At 46.1% G+C, this 21545-nt stretch carries 13 protein-coding genes and 1 pseudogene; 7 read left to right on the top strand and 7 right to left on the bottom strand.

The features are described from left to right. Nucleotides 1-23: 23 nt before the first annotated feature. Nucleotides 24-3566, bottom strand: coding sequence for a pyruvate:ferredoxin (flavodoxin) oxidoreductase (gene nifJ / locus HYN51_RS06995; protein ID WP_108899364.1), 3543 nt, complete (start codon nt 3564-3566; stop codon nt 24-26). A gap of 701 nt (nt 3567-4267) precedes the next feature. Between nifJ and HYN51_RS16595 the strand changes: the two genes are divergently transcribed. Continuing rightward, complete coding sequence (locus tag HYN51_RS16595; RefSeq protein ID WP_230514033.1) at nt 4268-4417, top strand: DUF333 domain-containing protein; 150 nt, start codon at nt 4268-4270, stop codon at nt 4415-4417. Nucleotides 4418-4536: 119 nt separating this feature from the next. On the opposite strand, the gene hslJ is transcribed toward HYN51_RS16595, so the two are convergent. Then, nucleotides 4537-4968 carry a heat shock protein HslJ gene (hslJ, locus tag HYN51_RS07005; protein ID WP_108899366.1) on the bottom strand — a complete coding sequence of 144 codons (432 nt, stop codon included), beginning with the start codon at nt 4966-4968 and terminating at the stop codon, nt 4537-4539. A gap of 478 nt (nt 4969-5446) precedes the next feature. On the opposite strand from hslJ, the pseudogene HYN51_RS07010 reads away from it, so the two are divergent. The 3 genes and pseudogenes from HYN51_RS07010 to HYN51_RS07020 all read left to right on the top strand — a co-directional run bounded on the left by HYN51_RS07010 (nt 5447) and on the right by HYN51_RS07020 (nt 8639). Further along, nucleotides 5447-8112 (top strand): annotated as a pseudogene (locus HYN51_RS07010) (YdbH family protein). 26 nt (nt 8113-8138) lie between these two features. Continuing rightward, complete coding sequence (locus HYN51_RS07015) at nt 8139-8300, top strand: YnbE family lipoprotein (RefSeq protein ID WP_108901986.1); 162 nt, start codon at nt 8139-8141, stop codon at nt 8298-8300. 9 nt (nt 8301-8309) lie between these two features. Next, a complete protein-coding gene (locus HYN51_RS07020; protein ID WP_108899367.1) occupies nt 8310-8639 on the top strand; it encodes a YdbL family protein in 330 nt (109 codons plus the stop codon). Between the two features lie 72 nt (nt 8640-8711). Here HYN51_RS07020 and HYN51_RS07025 read toward each other — a convergent pair whose 3' ends face one another. Next, on the bottom strand, nt 8712-9317 hold the full coding sequence (locus HYN51_RS07025; RefSeq protein WP_108899368.1) for an FMN-dependent NADH-azoreductase: 606 nt from the start codon (nt 9315-9317) through the stop codon (nt 8712-8714). A 228-nt stretch (nt 9318-9545) separates the two neighbouring features. Between HYN51_RS07025 and hrpA the strand changes: the two genes are divergently transcribed. After that, nucleotides 9546-13433, top strand: a complete 3888-nt coding sequence (gene hrpA, locus HYN51_RS07030) for an ATP-dependent RNA helicase HrpA (protein ID WP_108899369.1) — start codon at nt 9546-9548, stop codon at nt 13431-13433. Nucleotides 13434-13581: 148 nt separating this feature from the next. Here hrpA and HYN51_RS07035 read toward each other — a convergent pair whose 3' ends face one another. Continuing rightward, complete coding sequence (locus HYN51_RS07035; protein WP_108899370.1) at nt 13582-14988, bottom strand: amino acid permease; 1407 nt, start codon at nt 14986-14988, stop codon at nt 13582-13584. A 222-nt stretch (nt 14989-15210) separates the two neighbouring features. Beyond that, the gene (ydgH, locus tag HYN51_RS07040; RefSeq protein WP_108899371.1) at nt 15211-16164 is read right to left on the bottom strand and encodes a DUF1471 family protein YdgH; all 954 of its coding nucleotides are present in this window, start codon (nt 16162-16164) and stop codon (nt 15211-15213) included. Nucleotides 16165-16540: 376 nt separating this feature from the next. On the opposite strand from ydgH, the gene pntA reads away from it, so the two are divergent. Then, nucleotides 16541-18073 carry a Re/Si-specific NAD(P)(+) transhydrogenase subunit alpha gene (gene pntA / locus HYN51_RS07045; protein ID WP_108899372.1) on the top strand — a complete coding sequence of 511 codons (1533 nt, stop codon included), beginning with the start codon at nt 16541-16543 and terminating at the stop codon, nt 18071-18073. 12 nt (nt 18074-18085) lie between these two features. Further along, entirely contained in the window at nt 18086-19498 is a 1413-nt protein-coding gene (gene pntB, locus HYN51_RS07050) for a Re/Si-specific NAD(P)(+) transhydrogenase subunit beta (RefSeq protein WP_108899373.1), read from the top strand. Between the two features lie 88 nt (nt 19499-19586). On the opposite strand, the gene uspE is transcribed toward pntB, so the two are convergent. Then, the gene (gene uspE, locus HYN51_RS07055) at nt 19587-20531 is read right to left on the bottom strand and encodes a universal stress protein UspE (RefSeq protein WP_108899374.1); all 945 of its coding nucleotides are present in this window, start codon (nt 20529-20531) and stop codon (nt 19587-19589) included. 117 nt (nt 20532-20648) lie between these two features. Further along, on the bottom strand, nt 20649-21398 hold the full coding sequence (locus tag HYN51_RS07060) for an FNR family transcription factor (protein ID WP_108899375.1): 750 nt from the start codon (nt 21396-21398) through the stop codon (nt 20649-20651). Between the last annotated feature and the right edge of the window lie 147 nt (nt 21399-21545).

Consider the following 21545-nt stretch of genomic DNA (forward strand, 5'->3'; position numbering starts at 1 on the left):
TATTATCGTCTATTACGCTTTATTTATGATGTCTCAGGTCCCACCTGTTCTCCGGTTTTTCCTGCCAACAGGCTAAGTAAGTTATAGCGGCTCTGAACATCTTTTTCAGCTTGAGCATGTAAGGCTGAGGCAACATCCGGCTCCAATGTATTCAGACGGCGGAAACGCTGCTCTTTTAATAACGCAGATGCCAGACCATCAGACGGTGGACGAGAATCGAGGGTTAAGCCCGGTTTGCCTTCTTCGATACGACGAGGATCGAAACGATATAACGGCCAGAAACCTGCCGTGGTTAACTGCTTCATTTGGTCGTGGCTAAATGCCAAATCGTAACCATGTTCCTCACACGGACTGTAGGCAATGATTAATGACGGGCCGGGGTAAGCCTCAGCTTCTTGAATGGCTTTGACCGTTTGGTTTAACTGTGCGCCTAAAGAGATTTGGGCTACATACACGTGACCATACATCATGATACTTACACCAAGGTCTTTACGACCTTTACGTTTGCCACGTTCAGCAAATTTGGTGACAGCACCGATAGGGGTCGCTTTGGATTGCTGACCGCCAGTATTGGAGTAACATTGAGTATCCAGTACCAGAATATTGACATTTTCCGTCAGGCTCATCACATGGTCGAGGCCGCCAAACCCAATATCATAGGCCCAACCATCGCCACCAATCAGCCAGATGGATTTATCCACTAGGTAATCTGCACTTTCGGCCAATTCTTTAGCTTCTGGTGAATCGATATCTGCCAGCAGCGTTCGTAACTGGACGATCTGTTCACGGCGCTGTTCTACGCTGATATCACTCGATTGCAGTTGGGCAATTAATTCGCCGGGTAACTGTGGTGTTAGTTGATTTATCAGGCGTAATGCGCGATCGCGATGTTGATCGACAGTCAGGCGGAAACCTAGACCAAACTCTGCGTTATCTTCAAACAGGGAGTTAGCCCATGCCGGGCCGCGACCGTCAGCATTGGTTGTATAAGGCGTACTTGGCAGATTACCGCCATAAATGGATGAACAGCCGGTAGCATTGGCAATCAGCAGTCGATCGCCGTATAGCTGAGTTAATAATTTGATATAGGGAGTTTCACCACATCCGGAACAGGCCCCGGAATATTCGAAGAGTGGAGTAATTAATTGAGAGGTTCGAATATCGATACGCTCAATCTTGCTCTTATCAATTTCCGGTAGTTGCAGGAAGAAATCGTAGTGGCGTTTTTCGACGTCAAGATTATCCAAGCGAGACTTCATATTAATCGCTTTAATCTCCGGATTTTGGCGATCTTTAGCCGGGCACACCTCTACACACAGGTTACAACCGGTGCAATCTTCCGGAGCAACTTGCAGCACATATTTCTGTCCGCGCATGTCTTTGGACTTAACGTCTAACGATTGCAGATCGTCCGGTGCATCGGCAAAAGCCTCTGGTGAAACCACTTTAGCCCGAATCGCCGAGTGGGGGCAGGCGGCCACACAGTGGTTGCATTGGGTGCACAGCGGCGCTTCCCAAATAGGGATCTCTTCTGCAATATTGCGTTTTTCCCAGCGGGTAGTGCCAGAAGGCCATGTTCCATCCGGGGGGAAGGCCGATACCGGTAGCGCATCTCCCAAACCGGCTAACATAGCCGCCGTTACCGTTTTCACAAAGTCGGGTGCGCTGTCGGAAACCACCGGTGGGCGCATGGGGCTCTGTGGGTTAATGGGTTGCAGAGGAACTTCCTCTAGTGCGCTAATGGTTGCGTCCAGAGCTTGCCAGTTATTCTCAACAATATCCTGACCTTTGGCGCGATAGCTTTTAGCAATAGCTTCTCGTAGTTGTTGCAGCGCAACATCGCCGGGAATAATTTGGGTCAGATGGAAAAAAGCCATCTGCATCACCGTATTGATTCGACTACCCAGATGGCATTCTCTGGCAATTTTTGCCGCATTGATAATAAACAAACGTGCGTTACGTTGATGCAGTAAGGCCTGAACATCCTGTGGCAAACGCGACCATATCTCATCTTTGCTATACGGTGTATTTAGCAGGAAGGTGCCGTTGGGTTTCAGTTTTTCTACCATTTGGTATTTATCGATAAACTGATTTTGATGGCAGCCAATAAAGTCAGCTTGAGAAATCAGGTAGGCAGAATGTATTGGGTAATCGCTAACTCTCAGGTGGGAAACGGTCAGACCCCCGGCTTTTTTGGAGTCATAGACAAAATAACCTTGGGCGTGAAGTGGCGTACCGTTACCAATAATTTTGATGTTGTTTTTGGTAGCAGATACGGAACCATCGCTGCCAAGCCCAAAAAATAGTGCTTCCAAGGAGGCTTTTTGTGGAATGGCGTCATCACTCAGTGGTAATGAGAGACCCGTAATGTCATCAAAAATACCAACGGTAAACCGCGGGCGCGGTTTCTCCAGCGTTAGCTCTTTGAAAATAGCCAGTACACATTCAGGTGCAAACTCTTTAGACGATAGACCATAGCGACCGCCAATAACCAGCGGTAGGGTATCTCGTTCGCTTCGGGAAAACGCTTCTGCCAGCGCCGTCATAACATCAAGATAGAGTGGTTCAGCCAGTGCACCAGGCTCTTTGGTTCGATCGAGAACGGCAATACGGGTTACGCTTTGAGGCAGTTGTTCGAGCAAGTGTTCAGCCGAAAACGGCCGATAAAGTCGAACTTTCAACATACCGACTTTTTCACCGCGGGTCAGTAAGGTATCAATCGTTTCTTCGGCAGTGCCACAGGCGGAGCCCATAAGGATAATCACGCGATCCGCCTGTGGATGACCATAATACTCAAACGGCTGATAGTGGCGACCGGTTTGTTGCTCAAAGGCTTGCATTGCATCGGCAACATGCTGGTACGTTTGGTTATACCAAGGGTTGGCGGCTTCGCGGCACTGGAAGTAAGTATCCGGATTGGCTGATGTCCCTCTTATCACCGGGTTATCCGGCGTTAATGCACGCTTACGATGGGCGCTCATCATCTCCATTGGCAACAACTGACGGATGGTGTCGTCGCTGAGAGGCACAATTTTATTAATTTCATGGGAGGTGCGGAATCCATCAAAGAAATGAATAAACGGAATCCGGCTATTTAGCGTCGCCATTTGTGAGATAAGAGCAAAATCTTGGGCTTCCTGTACCGAGCTGGCACACAACATCGCACAGCCGGTTTGGCGAACTGCCATTACATCTGAGTGATCGCCAAAAATAGACAGGGCATGGGTCGCGATGGTTCTGGCGGCGACATGCAATACAAAAGGGGTCAGCTCACCGGCCAGTTTATACAGGGTTGGGATCATGAGTAACAATCCCTGCGATGAGGTGAACGAAGTGGCTAATGCACCCGTTTGTAATGAACCGTGAACGGTAGCGATAGCTCCGGCTTCGGATTGCATTTCCATGACGCGGGGAACGTCACCCCAAACATTCTTAGTACCATATTCAGACCAGTCGTTAGCCTGTTCTGCCATGGTTGAGCTGGGTGTGATGGGATAAATAGCGATAACTTCGTTGGAACGATACGCCACGGAGGCAACCGCACTGTTACCATCGGTAGTAATCATAGACTCAATACCTTTATTGACATTCGCTCACCCAGACCAAGGGCCTGAGTAACAATAAATACATTGGATATGTTATTAAGGGGGTTTTTATCTTCCGAATTTGCAACTCATCATATCAGATAAGATAGTATCGGCTGCTGTTGTTTTGTGTGTTATTACATTCTGTGACAGAAAATAATGATAGTCATTACCACTAAGATATTGAGGAGAGCCGAATTCACTTTTTACTCTTGGGGTTAAACATCCAGAATATGGCCTCAGCACTGGACTATTGGCACTATATACGCTAAATATAATGACCAAAATGGTGCGTCAGTGCTATTGAACACGGAGTCTTTGTTATTTGATATACCTTGTTCAAAAAATAGATAAAAAAAACCAGCGCAAATGGCGCTGGTAAATGACTCAGTCAGATTAACTGAAAAGCAGTAGATCGCTAATAAATTAGCGTCATCATAATAGCTTGATTAACCGCGTAAGTTATTACAAAAAATGCGGAATAAAGTAATCAGAATATTAATTTCAGGTTAATTCTTGACCAAAATTAAGTAGACCATCGCAGAGGATGGTTTTTCTTAGCTCAAAATACAATAACAGAGGTAAACATGAAGGGAAAAATCTGCCTAGCTGCACTTGGTGTACTTTTATTAGCAGGGTGCAGTAGTCAGCCTGATCAAGTGAGGTTGTTACCACGTAAATCAATGATTACAGAAGAAGCCGCCAGAGCCGCACCAATGGATGAAATGGCATTATCTAATTGCAACAGTATGGGAGGAATGCCAACCACTTCCCATAATCTGGATGGTAGTGTAGTCAGTAAATGTCAGCTATCAAACGGTAAGCGCTATTAAGCAAATTAATGTGATGTAGTTGATCGGGATCGGGTCAACTCATGCGGTAAAAAACCGGAAAGGTGCGATAGGCTCTTTTCCGGTTTTTTATTCTTTAATGCAGGTAGCGATGGGTAATATTACCTAACCCAGTCACTTAATTTATAAGTCAACGTGTGCTGTGCAGCGCTTAAGGTTAATACGCCTTGGTCCAAGGTTACTCTGGCTCCGCTGTTTAACGTAGCGGCGATGACTTGATCCAACCGGTTAATCTGTTCATCTATGCAGGCCATCCGAGTCGAAGCCAGTTGCTTAGCGGTTAATACGCCATCCTTTAGTGTAGCCTGACCCATAAAGCGATTACACATAGCGCCGCTGACATGCATATTCTCTTCAAATTCAATATGTAATGGTTTTTTCTCTTTAGTGGTATCGGCCATACGATTGCCGTCAACACCGATTAAAATAAAATTATGATGCAGTAAATCACTCTCTTTTACGGCATTGCCATCTGTCAAAGTACAACCACTCAAAAGAATGGCTGAAATAATAAGAGGTAACGCTATTTTCATTATCATCCCTATAATCGCTGGAAAGTCTTTACGTAAAAATTGATTGGACAATCAATGCGTTGCTGTTTCATCAGTTTAAAATTTTAGGTGTTTTACCATATTGAACTGGGGATTGAAGAGCGATTTACAATGATTTACTGGTAGTTCACATAAAATGATGGCTACTGGTCATGAAATAGACTTTTATTCAAGTAAATTAGGGTAAGGTGGGCTATGTGCTTATTGCTGAATATTTTGAAGGGTGGTTTCAGGAAGGTGCCATAGTGCCTCTTCAGTGAAAAATGACTGATGGAGACTAAAACGTGTATTAGCCACGCAAGCTACTTTCGGCCGTATGATTTTGTGTTGTAAATAGCCAGTCTCATCACATATCGCCACCAGAATTATCAAATTAATTTATCAGCGATAGGGAGTTGGAATAATTTAGCGCTATGGTTGGCAACCGGCGCTAGAATCAGTTTTAGCCCATATTATTAATATGCTATATTTCCAGCCTAATTCGTGTTCTGGGAGTAGGTTAGACGTGGTAATAGGGCGCTGTGTGAAATACGTTCTGATTGTTGCAACCATAGTTATATTGTCATTAATGACATTATGGGCAACGATCTCAACGTGGTTACCTAACGTTGCCAGCCTCTGGTTACCCGCGGGAACGCAGCTGATATTGACCCAGCCTCCACAGTTAATTAAGCGCGGAATTGCTTTAAACGGTATTCAATTTCTGGCTCAGGACTGCTTTCTAGCCGATGCCGGTCCGCTGACGCTGATTTATCAGGGCGGGCTGTGGAAGCTGCATGGAAACTCTTTGGATATTGATACCCATTGTCTAGAGAAATTAACAACGCAAGACACCTCCACCGATGAAGATACGCCGTTGTCCGTTGCAGATATTCAACAACAATTGCCGGCTTTTTCGCTATCCCTCGACCGCTTGAGCATCACACCGTGGGAGTCATACTCAGGCGAAATTGATCTAACCAGTAATAAACAAGGCCAGCGTCTTCACGTTAAGGGAAATTTACTCTCTGGGGTGGCGATATTAAACGATCGGCAGATGCTGACGCTGGAGTCGTTAAGCCTGCATATTCCTGATAGCGATGATGTCATTCAGCTCAATGGTGAGATACAAGTTCCTGTTAGTCTAGATGCCATTCCGGAACAGGGTGATATCACCGGTGAATTTGTCACCACCTACGTGGATAAACCGCTGCTGTTAAAACTAAACTGGCAGCAGCAGGATGGTCACCTGACGGTAACGCCGCAGGGTGAGAACGAGAGCTTATTAGACGTTCCTTGGTCACTGGAGGGCAAGCGTCTGGTGGTGAGTCAGGGCCAGTGGCGTTGGCCCTATGCTTCTCAGCCATTTATCGGCGGTATTAGTATGACGCTCACGGACTGGAGCCGTGATTATAATGAGGCCAATATTGAAGCGCGGCTGAATGTAGTTACCCACGGCAGTGCAGGTAAAGGGAACGCAGTATTAACTTTCGCACCGGGTAAAATCAGCCTAAAAGAGAGTGACTTAAACTTTCAGCTCACCGGTAAAATGAATGGAGAACAGCTTTCTTTATATACGACCATTCCTGGTAAGCTCTCAGGAACGATTGCTAATCCTACCCTTAATTTATCGTCCGGCTCTTTATTACGCGTAACCGGAGCGGTAACGCCAGATATCTATTTGCATGAAGCTCGACTCCCTTTAGCCGGAATAACGGTTACGGATAAAGGCGTCAGCGGTCGTTTGCAAACCATTATCAACGCTAGCCACCGCTACTGGGGCAAATACAAACTGCATTTGGATGGGCGTTCTCAAGATTTCTGGATCGATCAGGGGCACTGGGAGTGGAACTTCTGGGGCAATGGTGAGATGCCACCAATGAAAGCCAAGTGGGATATGTCTGGTAAAGGGGAATGGAACGATAGTTTGATTAACCTTCAGACACTCTCAACCGGGTTTAATCATTTGGTTTATGGTCAAGTCAGGGTGGATAAGCCGAGGTTAATTCTGGTCGAGCCATTAAGCTGGAATCGCGCTGAAGGTCAGTATCATGCAGGATGGCAGTTACAGGCGCAAAAGGTTGGGTTCGACAACGGCGGTTATTTACCACCATCAACATTGAATATTCAGTTCTTCGGACAAGATCCGGCAAATTTCCAGTGGAAAGGCGATCTTAGCACTAAAAAAATTGGTCCCATAAAGTTGAGTGGTCGTTGGGATGGCGAACGTATCCGTGGGGAAGGCTGGTGGCCTAAACAATCACTGGACGTGTTCCAAACCTTACTGGCCCCCGATCTCGGTTTTAAAATTCGTAACGGTACGCTGTATGCACAGTCTGCATTCTCAATTTCAGAGACACAGGGAATTGAGGCGGGCGGTCATCTAGTGGTGAAAGATGGCGATATGTGGATGAAGGACGGTGAACTGAGCGGGCTGGATTTCGTGATGTCATATCGTCTTAAGGACGATGTCTGGCAGTTAGGGCCACAATCCCCGGTTAAGTTAAGAGTGAAAAAGCTCAATAATCTGTTTGATATGAGCGATATTACCGCCGATTTACAGGGGTATTATCCCTATACGGAACGTCAGCCTTTACGATTGACGAATGTCGGTGTGGATATGCTTCAGGGGCATATCGGTATGCAACAGTTGCGATTACCGCAAAAAGAGCCGGTTATCCTCACGGTCAAAGGGGTCGATCTCAGTGAATTATTTACCATTTTGAAACCGAAGCAGTTTACCATGTCCGGTAAGGTCGACGGTGAGTTACCGTTGTATTTGGACCACCCTGAGTGGCTGGTTAAAGGGGATGGGTGGAAAATAGTCAGGATCTCACCCTGCGTCTGGATAAGGATATGGTACAGGCAATCAGCGATGACAATATGGCAACCGGCGATATTATGGATTGGCTACGTTATATGGAGATCCGCCGCTCCCGAGCAGATGTTAACGTAAGCAACTTAGGGTTATTGACTATGGACGCGCAAATTGAAGGGTTTAACCCAACCAAGAATGCCGAGCGTTTAGTGAAACTCAATTATCATCATGAAGAAGATATTTTCCAGCTATGGCGCAGCTTGCGGTTTGGCGATAATTTGCAGGACAATCTGCAACAGATCTTCTCATTACCGAAGGAGCATGATTAGTGAATAAACTCAGATGGTTAGCGGTAATGATGGCCTTTTCGCTTGGTGGCTGCATTCCGAGAATTGAAATTGCACCATCAACAGAACCCATCGTGATTAATATGAATGTCAAAATTGAACATGAGATTCATATCAAAGTCGATAAAGACGTCGAAAAAATGCTGAAGACTCAATCCGACATTTTTTAAGGAATGGTCATGAAACAGAAACTGATCCATACCGCACTATTCGCGACAGCACTGCTGTTTAGCGTGACGGCTAGCGCATTAACCTTAAAAGAAGCAAAACAACAGGGGTTGGTTGGTGAAACGCTAAATGGCTATATTGCACCGGTTAAACCAACGGCGGAAGCTCAAGCATTAACGGATAAAATCAATCAGGCTCGAACAGAACAGTACAAGTCGGTAGCGGTTGAGAATAACGTGAGTGTGGATGCGGTGGCTACAATGACTGGGCAAAAATTAGTAAGTCGGGCAGAGGCCGGAGAATACGTGAAAGGTATTAATGGTCAGTGGCTTAAAAAGTAATTTTTACCACTAATTAAATAATAAAAGCCCCTGAAAACCAGGGGCTTTTGCATAATGAGGGAAGAACGATTATCAGGCAGAAACGTATTGCTGAATAAAGGACTTCGCGTCTTCTTGTGCTTTTTGAGCCACTTCAGGGCCGTAAGCAACGCCCTCCTGATAAACAAACTCAACATCGGTAATACCAATGAAGCCCAGGAAGAGTTTCAGATAAGGAGCAACCAGATCGGTTGGGGAATCTTTATGGATACCACCACGGCTGGTTAAGATATAAACTTTTTTACCGATGACCAAACCTTCAGGGCCTTTCTCGGTATAGCGGAACGTCACGCCAGCACGAGCAATTAGGTCAAAATAGTTTTTTAACTGGGTGGAGATATTGAAGTTATACATTGGTGCACCAATAACAATAACATCATTACCTTGCAGTTCTGCAATCAGTTCATCAGACAGCGCTAGCGCCTCTTGTTGACGAGCCGTCATGGGTTGTTCGGATGGACGCATAGCACCAACCAGCTCACCATCTAATACTGGGATAGGGTTAGCGGCGAGATCGCGTACGGTAACGATGTCAGACGGGTGTTCTTGTTTCCATTTTTCGACAAAGAAATCAGCTAAAATATTTGATTGAGAATAGCCAGAAAGAATGCTCGATTTGATGACTAAAACCTTACTCATGATAATTCCTTGTTTATGTTGACCAATAACAGGGTGCCCCCGTGATGTATTACATCATATTCGGCTCTTTATCAATTTGATAGCGTAATAATTAGACAAGGTCATTCTAATTTTTTGAATAAGATAGCAAGGTGACTTATCCGCTTATAAATCAGGTTTGTGGTAATATAATGAGTAACAGAACCATCAATGGTACACATCAGTTTATTTAGAACAGGATTCTAGACAGTGAAATCCCCACTAGCCGCATTATCCGGTCAAATTCGGCATTTAATGTTGCGCGATCAGAAACGGTTGCGTCGTCGTTTAGACGGTGCTCGTAAAATCACCGATAGTGAAAAATTATCATTAATTGCAGCGGAAATTAAGTCTGGCATTCAGAGCGGCTTGCAGCGTATTGCGAATAGAAAAGCCGCATGTCCGGCAATAAGTTATCCGGAAAACCTGCCGGTTAGCCAGAAGAAAGATCAACTGCTGGCGGCCATTCGTGACCACCAGGTGGTCATTATTGCGGGAGAGACCGGTTCGGGAAAAACCACTCAAATACCTAAACTCTGCCTTGAACTGGGTCGGGGAATTAAAGGTATTATCGGTCATACGCAGCCAAGACGATTGGCTGCCCGTTCTGTTGCGGGGCGTATTGCTGACGAATTGAGTGTAACGCTGGGTTCTGCCGTGGGTTATAAGGTTCGTTTTAACGATCGAATTAGTGACACGACACTCGTTAAGCTGATGACTGATGGTATTTTATTAGCAGAAATACAGCAGGATCGCTTACTCAGCCAATATGACACAATTATCATCGACGAGGCCCATGAACGTAGTCTGAATATCGATTTTATTCTGGGCTATTTACGCCAACTGTTGCCGAAACGTCCGGATCTTAAAGTGATCATCACTTCGGCGACTATCGATCCTCAACGCTTTTCCCGTCATTTTAATCATGCTCCGGTAATTGAGGTTTCTGGTCGTACTTATCCGGTAGAAGTCCGTTATCGGCCAATCGTAGAAGATGCAGACGATAGCGAACGGGATCAGACCCAAGCGATACTGGATGCCGTTGATGAACTGATGCATGAAGCACCGGGGGATATCCTGGTATTTATGAGCGGTGAGCGTGAAATTCGCGATACGGCAGATGCGCTTAATAAACAGGAGCTGGCGCATACGGAAGTCCTACCGCTGTATGCCCGTCTGTCTAATAACGATCAGAATAGGGTGTTTCAATCCCATACCGGCCGCCGTATTGTACTGGCCACTAACGTGGCAGAAACCTCGCTGACCGTCCCGGGAATTAAATATGTTATTGATCCGGGTACCGCCCGTATCAGTCGCTATAGCGCTAGAACCAAAGTGCAGCGCTTGCCAATAGAACCCATTTCTCAGGCCTCCGCCAATCAGCGTAAAGGGCGATGTGGCCGGGTATCGGATGGTATCTGTATTCGCCTGTATTCTGAACAGGATTTCCTCTCCCGTCCGGAGTTTACCGATCCAGAAATTCTTCGTACCAATCTGGCCTCCGTTATTTTGCAGATGACGGCCATTGGGCTGGGTGATATCGCCGCATTCCCGTTTGTAGAAGCACCAGATAAACGCAATATTCAGGATGGCGTAAGGCTGTTGGAAGAATTGGGGGCCATTGAGCACAACGAGCAGGGCAAAGGACATCTGACGCCGATAGGTCGCCAACTGGCCCAATTGCCTATTGATCCACGTTTAGCTCGAATGGTGATTGAAGGGCAGAATAATGGTTGCGTACGCGAAGTGATGATTATTACTTCTGCGTTATCGATTCAGGACCCACGTGAGCGTCCGCTGGAGAAACAGCAGGCGTCAGATGAAAAGCATCGTCGATTTATTGATAAAGACTCTGACTTTTTGGCTTTTGTTAACCTGTGGAACTATTTGGGTGAACAGCAGGAAGAATTATCGTCATCCCAGTTCCGTAAGTTATGTAAAGGGGATTTCCTCAACTATCTGCGGGTACGGGAATGGCAGGATGTTTACACTCAACTGCGGCAGGTGGTGAAAGAGTTAGGCTTTCCGGTTAATAGCACCCCGGCTGAATATCGTGAGGTGCATACTGCGCTGCTGTCAGGTTTGTTATCCCATATCGGTCAAAAAGATTTGGATAAGCATGAGTTTACCGGTGCCCGCAATGCCCGATTCTCTATTTTTCCCGGATCTGGTTTATTCAAAAAACCACCTAAGTGGGTGATGGTAGCCGAACTGGTGGAAACCACCCGCCTGTGGGGACGTATTGCTGCTCGACTGGAACCCGAATGGATTGAACCGTTGGCCCAGCACTTGATTAAACATGCTTATAGTGACCCGCATTGGGAGAAGGCTCAAGGTGCGGTCATCGCCAGCGAAAAGGTCACACTGTTTGGCTTACCGATTGTGAATGAACGCAAAATTCAGTATGGAGCTATTGATCCGGTTCTTAGCCGTGAGTTGTTTATTCGCCATGCTTTGGTCGAAGGTGAATGGCAAACGCGTCACCCATTCTTTAAAGCCAATTTGCGTTTGATGTCTGAAGTTGAAGATCTGGAAAATAAATCGCGACGTCGAGATATTTTGGTGGATGATGAGACGCTGTTTAATTTCTACGATCGCCGCATTGGCGAAGAGGTGGTCTCTAGCCGCCATTTTGATAGCTGGTGGAAAAAGATCGCCCGCCAACAGCCGGAACTGCTGAATTTCGAAAAATCGATGTTGATTAAAGAAGGCGCCAGCAAAATTAATGCGCAGGATTATCCTAATAGCTGGTACCAAGGAAATTTAAAGCTGCGGGTTACCTATCAGTTTGAACTCGGGGCTAATGCGGATGGGGTAACGCTTCATATTCCATTACCGATCCTTAATCAGGTGCAGGAAGAGGGCTTTGACTGGCAAATTCCGGGACTGCGTCGGGATTTGGTTATTGCGCTGATTAAGTCGTTACCAAAACCAATACGCCGTAATTTTGTGCCTGCGCCAAACTATGCTGAAGCTTTTCTGCAAAGAGCCAAACCGCTGGAAATGAGTCTGTTAGACGCACTAGAAAAAGAGCTTCGTTTAATGACTGGCGTTACGGTGTCACGTGAATCATGGCAGTTAGATCAGATTCCCGATCATCTTAAAATCACTTTCCGGGTGCTTGGTGATAAAAGCAAAATGTTGGCAGAAGGTAAAGATCTGGCACAGTTAAAGCGCCAGCTTAAAGGCGAAGTTCAACAGACTTTATCAGCGGTTGCCGATGACGGTATTGAACAAACCGGGCTTCACGTCTGGTCTTTTGGTTCATTGCCTAAACGTTTTGAGCAAAAACGTGGGGGTTACTCGGTTAAGGCCTATCCGGCGTTAACCGACGAAAAAGATAGCGTCGGGATTCAGCTATTTGAAACCGAACAGGAACAACAGCAGGTGATGTGGAAAGGAACACGTCGGTTGTTATTGTTGAATATTCCATCGCCGGTTAAGTATTTACATGAGAAGTTGCCGAATAAAGCCAAACTGGGCCTTTATTTTAATCCATTTGGTAAAGTGCTGGATTTAATTGATGACTGTATTGCCTGTGGCGTGGATAAGCTGGTCATTGAACACGGCGGCCCGGCTTGGGATGAAGCTTCTTTCGATTCACTGAAAGAGTTTATTCGTGCTGAATTGAATGAGAGCGTAGTGGCTATTGCCAAACAGGTCGAACAGATTCTGACTACCGCACATAACATTAATAAGCGTCTTAAAGGGCGGGTTGATATGTCGGTAGCGTTGGCGCTGTCAGATATTAAAGCTCAGATGGGGCGTCTGATTTATCGTGGATTTGTTTGTGAAAGCAGTTGGCATCGATTGCCGGATATCTTACGTTATCTACAGGCGATTGACCGTAGGATAGATAAACTGCCGGTTGATCCTCATCGTGACAGAGCCCAAATGCTAAAAGTTGAGCATACTCAAAAGACTTACCAGCTGTTATTGAATAAGCTTCCACCTCATAAGCCACTCAGTGATGAAGTGATAGAAATCCGCTGGATGATAGAAGAGTTAAGGGTGAGTTATTTTGCTCAGCAATTGGGTACGCCGTCTCCAATCTCGGATAAACGCATTCAGCAGGCCATCGATAAAGTTACAGTGTAACAAAACGCCAAACCTCGAGGTTTGGCGAAGCAGTGCCGGTGCGTAAACGCGGAATTGTTAAGGGGGCTTGCCAGCCCCCTTAACTCGGTCACTTGCACCGTAGTCTAATTGAACTCAATGCTATTAGTGGAGGAAATTGGTTGGATACTCAACTCAATCCCGACGATAACGTCATCCACAACGCCGGTGCTAACAAAGCAAACAACAAAACAATAATGGCTCGTTCAGTGGTGTTCAGTGGCTTCTTCTTATTAACTGCCGCATAGCGGGCATAAATAAATACCAGAATACCAGGTGCGTATAGCACTACCGACATAAATAGGTTTTCTAGGCCGGAAGCGTAGATTAACCACAGGCCATAAATACTGGCTCCTGCAGCGGTTAGCCCTAATTTTATACTCTTACGGCGAATGGCCTCTTTGAGCAGGAAAGCCCCCACCAGAAAATAGGGGATCAGAATCATCTCAGAAGCAATGATCAGCAGGGTATTGTAGTTACTGCCAGTCAACCAGATTAGCAGTAGGCTGAGCTGAATAATGCCATTGGTAAACCATAGTGATGAAGATGGTGCGCCTTTATGATTTTGGTGAATAAAAGCATGGGGGAAAGCACCGTGCTGAGCGGCCAAAAATGGGACTTCAGCGGCCATAATCGTCCAACTCAAATAGGCTGCACATACTGAAACAATTAAGCCAGCGGCAATCACAATTTCGCCAATTGGCCCCATTAACATGACCATTACGCCAGACATTGACGGATTACGCATACCGGCTAATTCAACACGCGGAACTACGCCCAGCGACAGCAGCGTGATTAGCAGATAAACGCACAGCGCCATTAGAACGGCCAAAACGGTTGCACGACCCACATCCGCTTTATGCTTTGCCCGGCTGGAAACCACTACCGCACCTTCAATCCCGATAAACACCCAAAGCGTGATCAGCATGGTGCTTTTTACCTGTTCCCAAACCGGTTGCCCCAGATTAATACCGGTAAAATCGAGTTTGAAAACATCAATATTGAAAGCCAGCGTTGCCAGAAGAATGAATAACCCAATCGGGATTAGTTTAGCCAGCGTAGCGATGAGGTTAATTAATGCAGCCGTTTGGACACCGCGTAATATTAATCCGTGAACGATCCATAGCAGTACTGAAGCCCCCAGCATAGCTTGCCAGGTATTACCTTCACCAAAAACGACATGGCCGGGAGAGTCGGTAAAGAAACTCAGGGCAGCAAAGACAATCACCAGATAAGAGAGGTTGGCAATGACGGCGCAAATCCAATACCCCCAAGCAGAACAGAAACCAATCAGCTCACCAAAGCCTTCTTTAGCGTAGGTAAATATACCTCCGTCAAGATCGGGGCGAATGCGTGTTAGTTGTAGTAGGGCAAAGGCCAGAAATAGAATACCGGTGCCAGTAATCGCCCAACCGATCAATAGTGCCGCAGGGCTTGCTACTTCAGCCATATTTTGTGGCAGGCTGAATATGCCAGCGCCGAGCATAGAACTTAATACCAGCGCGGTTAGCGTGGTAAGGCCGAGTTTTTTTTCCAACGTCAGATACCTGATAAAGAGCGGTCACATTAGCCTATCGGGCTACGACAACGGTGTCGCCGCTTCGCCGCAGATTGACTAAAAAATTCTGCTGATTCTACGTAGCGATGACCGACGTTGCAATGGATTAATGCACTGAAAAAGGACCAAACGCCGAGGGGGAAATCGCAGGCATAAAAAAGGGCGATAACTTATCGCCCTTTAGTATTCTAATAAGATGATTTATTTGAAAATATCAGCTGTTACAGTAGTGTTACCACTGCCTTTTTGCCATTCGCGGGTTACGTGGAAATATTTACCACCTTTATCCGCGGCGCGTTTAGCGATTTGCTCATACATCTCAACGGAGTTGCTGAAGTTATCGGTCAAGGTAACGCTATCAAAGGGTGTCATCTTCATTGCTGTAGCATTATTGAGCATCTGAATTTTGGTGCCATCTTTAAGCGTCACAGTATAGCGAGAACCTTCTGAACTGGTCTGAGTTTCAAAGAAACGACCTACATCAGCACTGAATGAACTGGAAGACGCCACGTTTGGAATCTCAACTTCAGCCGCCGCAGCACCACCGGCAGCCAACGCGGCTTTACCCGCATCTGAATCAGCAGGAATAGGATCAGCTTGAGTTTGAACTTTACGTACAGCGGCATCTTTCTTATATATAAACGCCGTCACGTATTGGTTAGAGCCACGGTTTGCGTCAATTTGTCTGACGATGAAGAAAGAATAAGCGCCTTTTTCACTGGCCAGTTTACCAATAGCGTTATTGATATCGTCCTGAATAGGGTAGTTACCGCGAAGAGAAACGGTATCAAAAGGTTCTAACTTGCTGGCCTCGTCGCGAGGTAATTCACGCACGCCGTTGTATACGCGGTATTTCACTTCATTACTGACTGGCTGAGCATCGGCACGATACAGGTCAACCGTAACGCGTGAATTGCTACCATTATTTACTTCGCTCATATCACGAACAAAGAACGCTGATGCACCATGCTTATCCGCTTGTTTTGATGCTGCTTGGTTGGCGTCATAAAGACTATCGTAACGACCAGAAAAAGTAATTCTATCAAAAGGGACTAATGAATCAGCCTTCTCAGGGGTGAGTTCTTCGGCAGCAAATACAGAAAAAGCCATTCCAGAAAGCAGGGCTGTGGTAATTAGCGTTGTCTTCAGCTTCATAAAAGGATCCTTTACGCCTTAATTATTAACATTTGTTAACGTATGCATAAGTCAGTACCGACAAGGGTAGGCAATTATGTCATGGAATTACAGGGGATGCTTTAGCATTTTTCATCATTTCAAGTTATAGCTAGGTAGCCATAAATCGGGCCTATTTACACCACTCTGATAACAATCAGATAAAAAACTTGCGGATAAAGAGAGAGAACGGTGGATCGCCGAGTATATTTTCAGTAGGTTATAGGCAGCTGAATTAACCAAGGTAATTATCTTTTTGTGGTTATTACGCAAATCCAGTGTTCTCGGCTCAATAATGTAATAAATAAGTAAGATTTAACAATACACTTATCATCCACGACAGATGAAAGGGAATATTATGCGAATTGGTGTACCAAGAGAGCGGTTGGCCAATGAAGCCCGGGTTGCTGCAACACCGAAAACGGTTGAGCAGTTAATCAAGTTAGGCTTCAGTGTGGTCATAGAACAAGGAGCGGGTAAACTTGCCAGCTTTGAGGACTCAGCTTATGAAGCTGCCGCGGCAACGATTGTCTCAACAGATGATGTCTGGCAGTCAGATATTATTTTGAAAGTTAATGCGCCAGAAGAGTTTGAAATCGAATTGCTTCGTGCAGGCACAACGCTGGTTAGTTTTATTTGGCCCGCGCAAAATCCCGAATTGATGCAAAAACTGGCTGACAAACAAGTTACCGTATTGGCAATGGATTCGGTGCCTCGTATTTCACGCGCCCAGTCAATGGATGCGCTAAGCTCAATGGCTAACATCGCCGGTTATCGGGCGATTGTTGAAGCTGCACACGAGTTTGGCCGTTTCTTTACGGGGCAAATTACTGCCGCAGGTAAAGTCCCTCCGGCAAAAGTAATGGTAATAGGGGCAGGGGTTGCCGGTTTAGCCGCTATCGGAGCCGCAGGCAGTCTGGGAGCGATTGTCCGTGCGTTTGATACCCGTCCTGAAGTAAAAGAACAGGTCCAGAGTATGGGCGCTGAATTCCTTGAATTAGATTTTGAGGAAGAGGCGGGTAGTGGTGATGGTTACGCGAAGGTGATGTCTGAAGCGTTTATTAAAGCCGAGATGGAGCTGTTTGCCGCTCAGGCTAAAGACGTGGACATTATTGTTACCACCGCATTGATCCCTGGCAAACCAGCACCAAAACTGATTACTACGGCTATGGTTGAATCCATGAAGCCTGGCAGTGTGATTGTTGACCTCGCGGCGCAAAACGGTGGTAACTGCGATTTGACCGTAGCGGATCAGATTACCGAAACACCGAACGGCGTGAAGATTATCGGTTATACCGATTTGCCAAGCCGTTTATCAACGCAGTCTTCTCAGCTTTATGGCACTAACTTGGTTAACTTGTTAAAACTGTTGTGCAAAGAGAAGAACGGCGAGCTGGATATTAACTTTGAAGATGATGTGATTCGCGGTGTTACGGTAGTAAAAACCGGTGAGATCACTTGGCCTGCGCCACCAATCAAAGTTTCAGCACAACCGCAGAAGCCAAAAGTTGCCGATGTGATGGCAGCCAAAGCGGCGGCGGAACCCTCTTCTCCGCTGAAAAAATACGCTATTCTGGCGTTAGCCATCATTCTGTTTGGCTGGTTAGCCAGCGTTGCTCCGGCATCTTTCCTTTCCCACTTTACCGTTTTCGCACTTTCATGTGTGGTCGGCTATTACGTGGTGTGGAACGTAAGTCATGCGTTACATACCCCTCTAATGTCCGTGACCAATGCGATATCGGGCATTATTGTCGTCGGGGCACTGTTGCAGATTGGTCACGGCGGATGGGTGACATTCTTCTCATTTATCGCGGTACTGATCGCCAGTATTAATATTTTTGGTGGATTCACCGTCACCCAGCGCATGCTGAAAATGTTCCGGAAGAACTAAGGAGTAACAAATATGTCTGGAGGATTAGTTACTGCCGCATATATTGTTGCCGCGGTTCTATTTATTTTCAGTCTTGCTGGTTTATCCAAGCATGAAACGTCAAAAATGGGTAATACCTTTGGTGTACTGGGGATGGCGATTGCCTTAATTGCGACGATTTTCGGGCCTTACTCAAGTAATGTGGGCTGGATTATCATGGCAATGATCATCGGTGGCGCTATCGGTATTTATCTCGCCAGAAAAGTAGAGATGACGGAGATGCCAGAGCTGGTTGCTGTTCTGCACAGCTTCGTCGGTCTGGCTGCGGTATTAGTGGGTTTTAACAGCTATATCGTTGGCCCTCATATGGAAGGTGTACCGGCACACGAACTGCAAGTGGTGTTAAATATTCACAACGTTGAAGTGTTCCTCGGGATTTTCATCGGCGCGGTCACCTTTACCGGTTCGATTGTCGCTTTTGGTAAACTGCGCGGTATTATTTCATCGAAACCAATGATGTTACCACATCGCCATAAGCTGAATCTGGCTGCGGTAGTGGTCTCCTTTGTGCTGATGGTTCTGTTTGTAAACAGTGATAGCACCGGATTCCATGTGTTTGCATTACTGGTAATGACGCTGATTGCGCTGGCATTCGGTTGGCATCTGGTGGCTTCCATCGGCGGTGCGGATATGCCGGTAGTGGTTTCAATGCTGAACTCCTACTCCGGTTGGGCGGCGGCGGCGGCGGGCTTTATGCTGAGCAACGACCTGTTGATCGTAACCGGTGCGCTGGTTGGTTCTTCTGGTGCGATTCTGTCTTACATCATGTGTAAGGCAATGAATCGCTCATTCGTTAGCGTTATCGCCGGTGGATTTGGTACCGATGGTTCCTCTACCGGTGAAGACGAAGAAGTCGGTGAGCACCGTGAAACCACGGCGGAAGACGTAGCAGATCTGCTGAAAAACTCCAGCTCTGTTATCATCACCCCGGGATATGGTATGGCTGTGGCACAGGCGCAATATCCGGTTGCGGATATCACCGCCAAGTTGCGTGAGCGCGGTATTAAGGTTCGTTTTGGTATTCACCCCGTTGCTGGGCGTTTACCAGGCCACATGAACGTATTACTGGCGGAAGCGAAAGTACCTTACGATATCGTACTGGAGATGGATGAAATCAATGAAGATTTCCCGGATACCGATACCGTACTAGTTATTGGCGCAAACGACACGGTTAACCCGGCAGCGATGGAAGATCCTCGTAGTCCTATCGCCGGTATGCCAGTGCTTGAAGTATGGAAAGCGCAGAACGTTATCGTATTCAAACGTTCGATGAACACCGGCTATGCTGGCGTTCAGAACCCGCTGTTCTTCAAAGAAAACACCCAAATGCTGTTTGGGGATGCTAAAGAGAGCGTAGATAAAATTTTGCGTGCTTTAGCGGTATAAGTTTTATTGAAGTAAGCAAAACCAAGGGCCGCAATTGCGGCCCTTTTAAATCAATTATTAATCAATCATTTCTATAAACTAAACCAGACTAATCTTCATCATCATGATCGTCGTGTTCTGAAGTATCATCGGGCTTCAAGGCCAGAAGGTCACATTTCAGATGTCCGATCACGCGTTCTGCCGTATTGCCAATAAAGGCAGCAGAGAGTCCGGTTCTGCCAACGGTACCCAACACCACAATACCCGCATGAATCTGTTCTGCTACGGCTGGGATGATGTCTTCCGGCATACCTTTCTCTACGTGGGTAAGTTCTTCTGGGATACTAAATTCTTGACGCAGTGCTTTCATCGCCACCAGAAACTGGCCGCGAATGGCATTGTTGTAAACGGTTGGATCAAACTCCGGCAGCTCAATAGCAATATTGATGGAGGTAGAAGGGTATGCGCTGACCAGATGAACTTCGGTGCTATCAGCAAAGGCTGCCAGCTCCAGCGATTCTTTCACCAGTTTACGGTTTAATTCATCATGGAAATCGTCTTCACTGGAAAGGTTGACCGAAACCAGCGCTTTACCCTGTTGTGGCCATGGCTGATCTTTTACCATCCAAACGGCACAAGGGGCTTTACGTAACAAATGCCAGTCCAGTGGGGTGAAAATCACCGATTCCAGCATATCGTGTTGATGGGCCGCTTTGAGCAACAGATCGTGGTTGTGCTCGATAATTTCTTCAACTACCGCTTCATGATAGCGCTTATGCCAAACGACTTTAATATCAATATTAACGCCAGATTCTAGATAGTAGTGGCTTAACTGACGTATCCAAGCGACGCGCTGATCGATAGCACTTTGTCGCATTGCCATGCGCTCATCCTGAGATAGCAGGCTGGTTACTTCATAAGAGAAATCAAAAATAGGCAGAAATGCTTTAATTCTCCCGCCGTTACGGCGAACAAGATAGACGGCGCGCCGTAGAGCGGCTTGATCCTCTTCATCCGGATCGATTGCGACAAGAAGATTTTGATAGTGTGCCATTAGCGCCTCCCGTTAAATATCTAAAGTATAACTAAAGATAAACCATATAACGGGAACAGAACAGGAGAGGAACGGGACTCGGATCAAGATTTGAGTAAAATCTTGATCCGACAATGATTATTCACTTTGATTTTGACCCGCCAGTTCAGCCAGCGTATCGATATCTTGAATGGTAATATATTTACCTTTAACGCTCAGGATCTCGCTTTTTTGGAAACGACCCAGTAAACGACTGATGGTTTCAACCGTCAGGCCCAGATAGTTGCCAATATCCCCACGGGTCATGGTCAGGCGAAACTCTCTTGGAGAGAAACCGCGCTCAGCAAAACGACGGGAAAGGTTATAGATAAACGCCGCTAGACGTTCCTCGGCATTTTTCTTTGATAGCAGCAGGATCATGTCCTGATCGCCTTTAATTTCGCCGCTCATCAAGCGCATAATTTGTTGGCGTAAGCTTGGCATTTTGCCAGACAGATCGTCTAACACTTCATAAGGAATTTCGCATACCATTGAGGTTTCCAGCGCCTGAGCAAAACTTGGGTGCATATGATTGCCGATAGCATCGAAACCCACCAAATCACCGGCTAAATGGAAACCAGTAATCTGCTCATCACCCTGTTCAGTGATGGTATAACTTTTTATGGTACCGGAGCGAATAGCATAGAGAGACTTCAGATCGTCGCCCGCTTTAAACAGCGCCTGACCTTTTTGAATCGGCTTTTTACGCTCAATAATATTGTCGAGCTGATTCAGTTCATGCTCATTCAGCGTAAAAGGAATGCATAACGGGCTGATACTGCAATCCTGACAGTGGATTGCACATCCGCCTGATTGTATGCGCCGAATTGTTCGCTTCTCCGGAATCATAAAATTTAACTCTACTTTATTTGATATGCGTCAATTTTAACAGTTTTTCGTCTAATAGGTAAGGCTTGAAAAAAAGTTGGTACACGCGTTCTGGGACTAACAATAAAAAGCAAATAATACCATGATTTTAATGATTATTAATTTAAT

The organism is Limnobaculum parvum (genome assembly GCF_003096015.2).
Classification (GTDB): Bacteria; Pseudomonadota; Gammaproteobacteria; order Enterobacterales; family Enterobacteriaceae; genus Limnobaculum; species Limnobaculum parvum.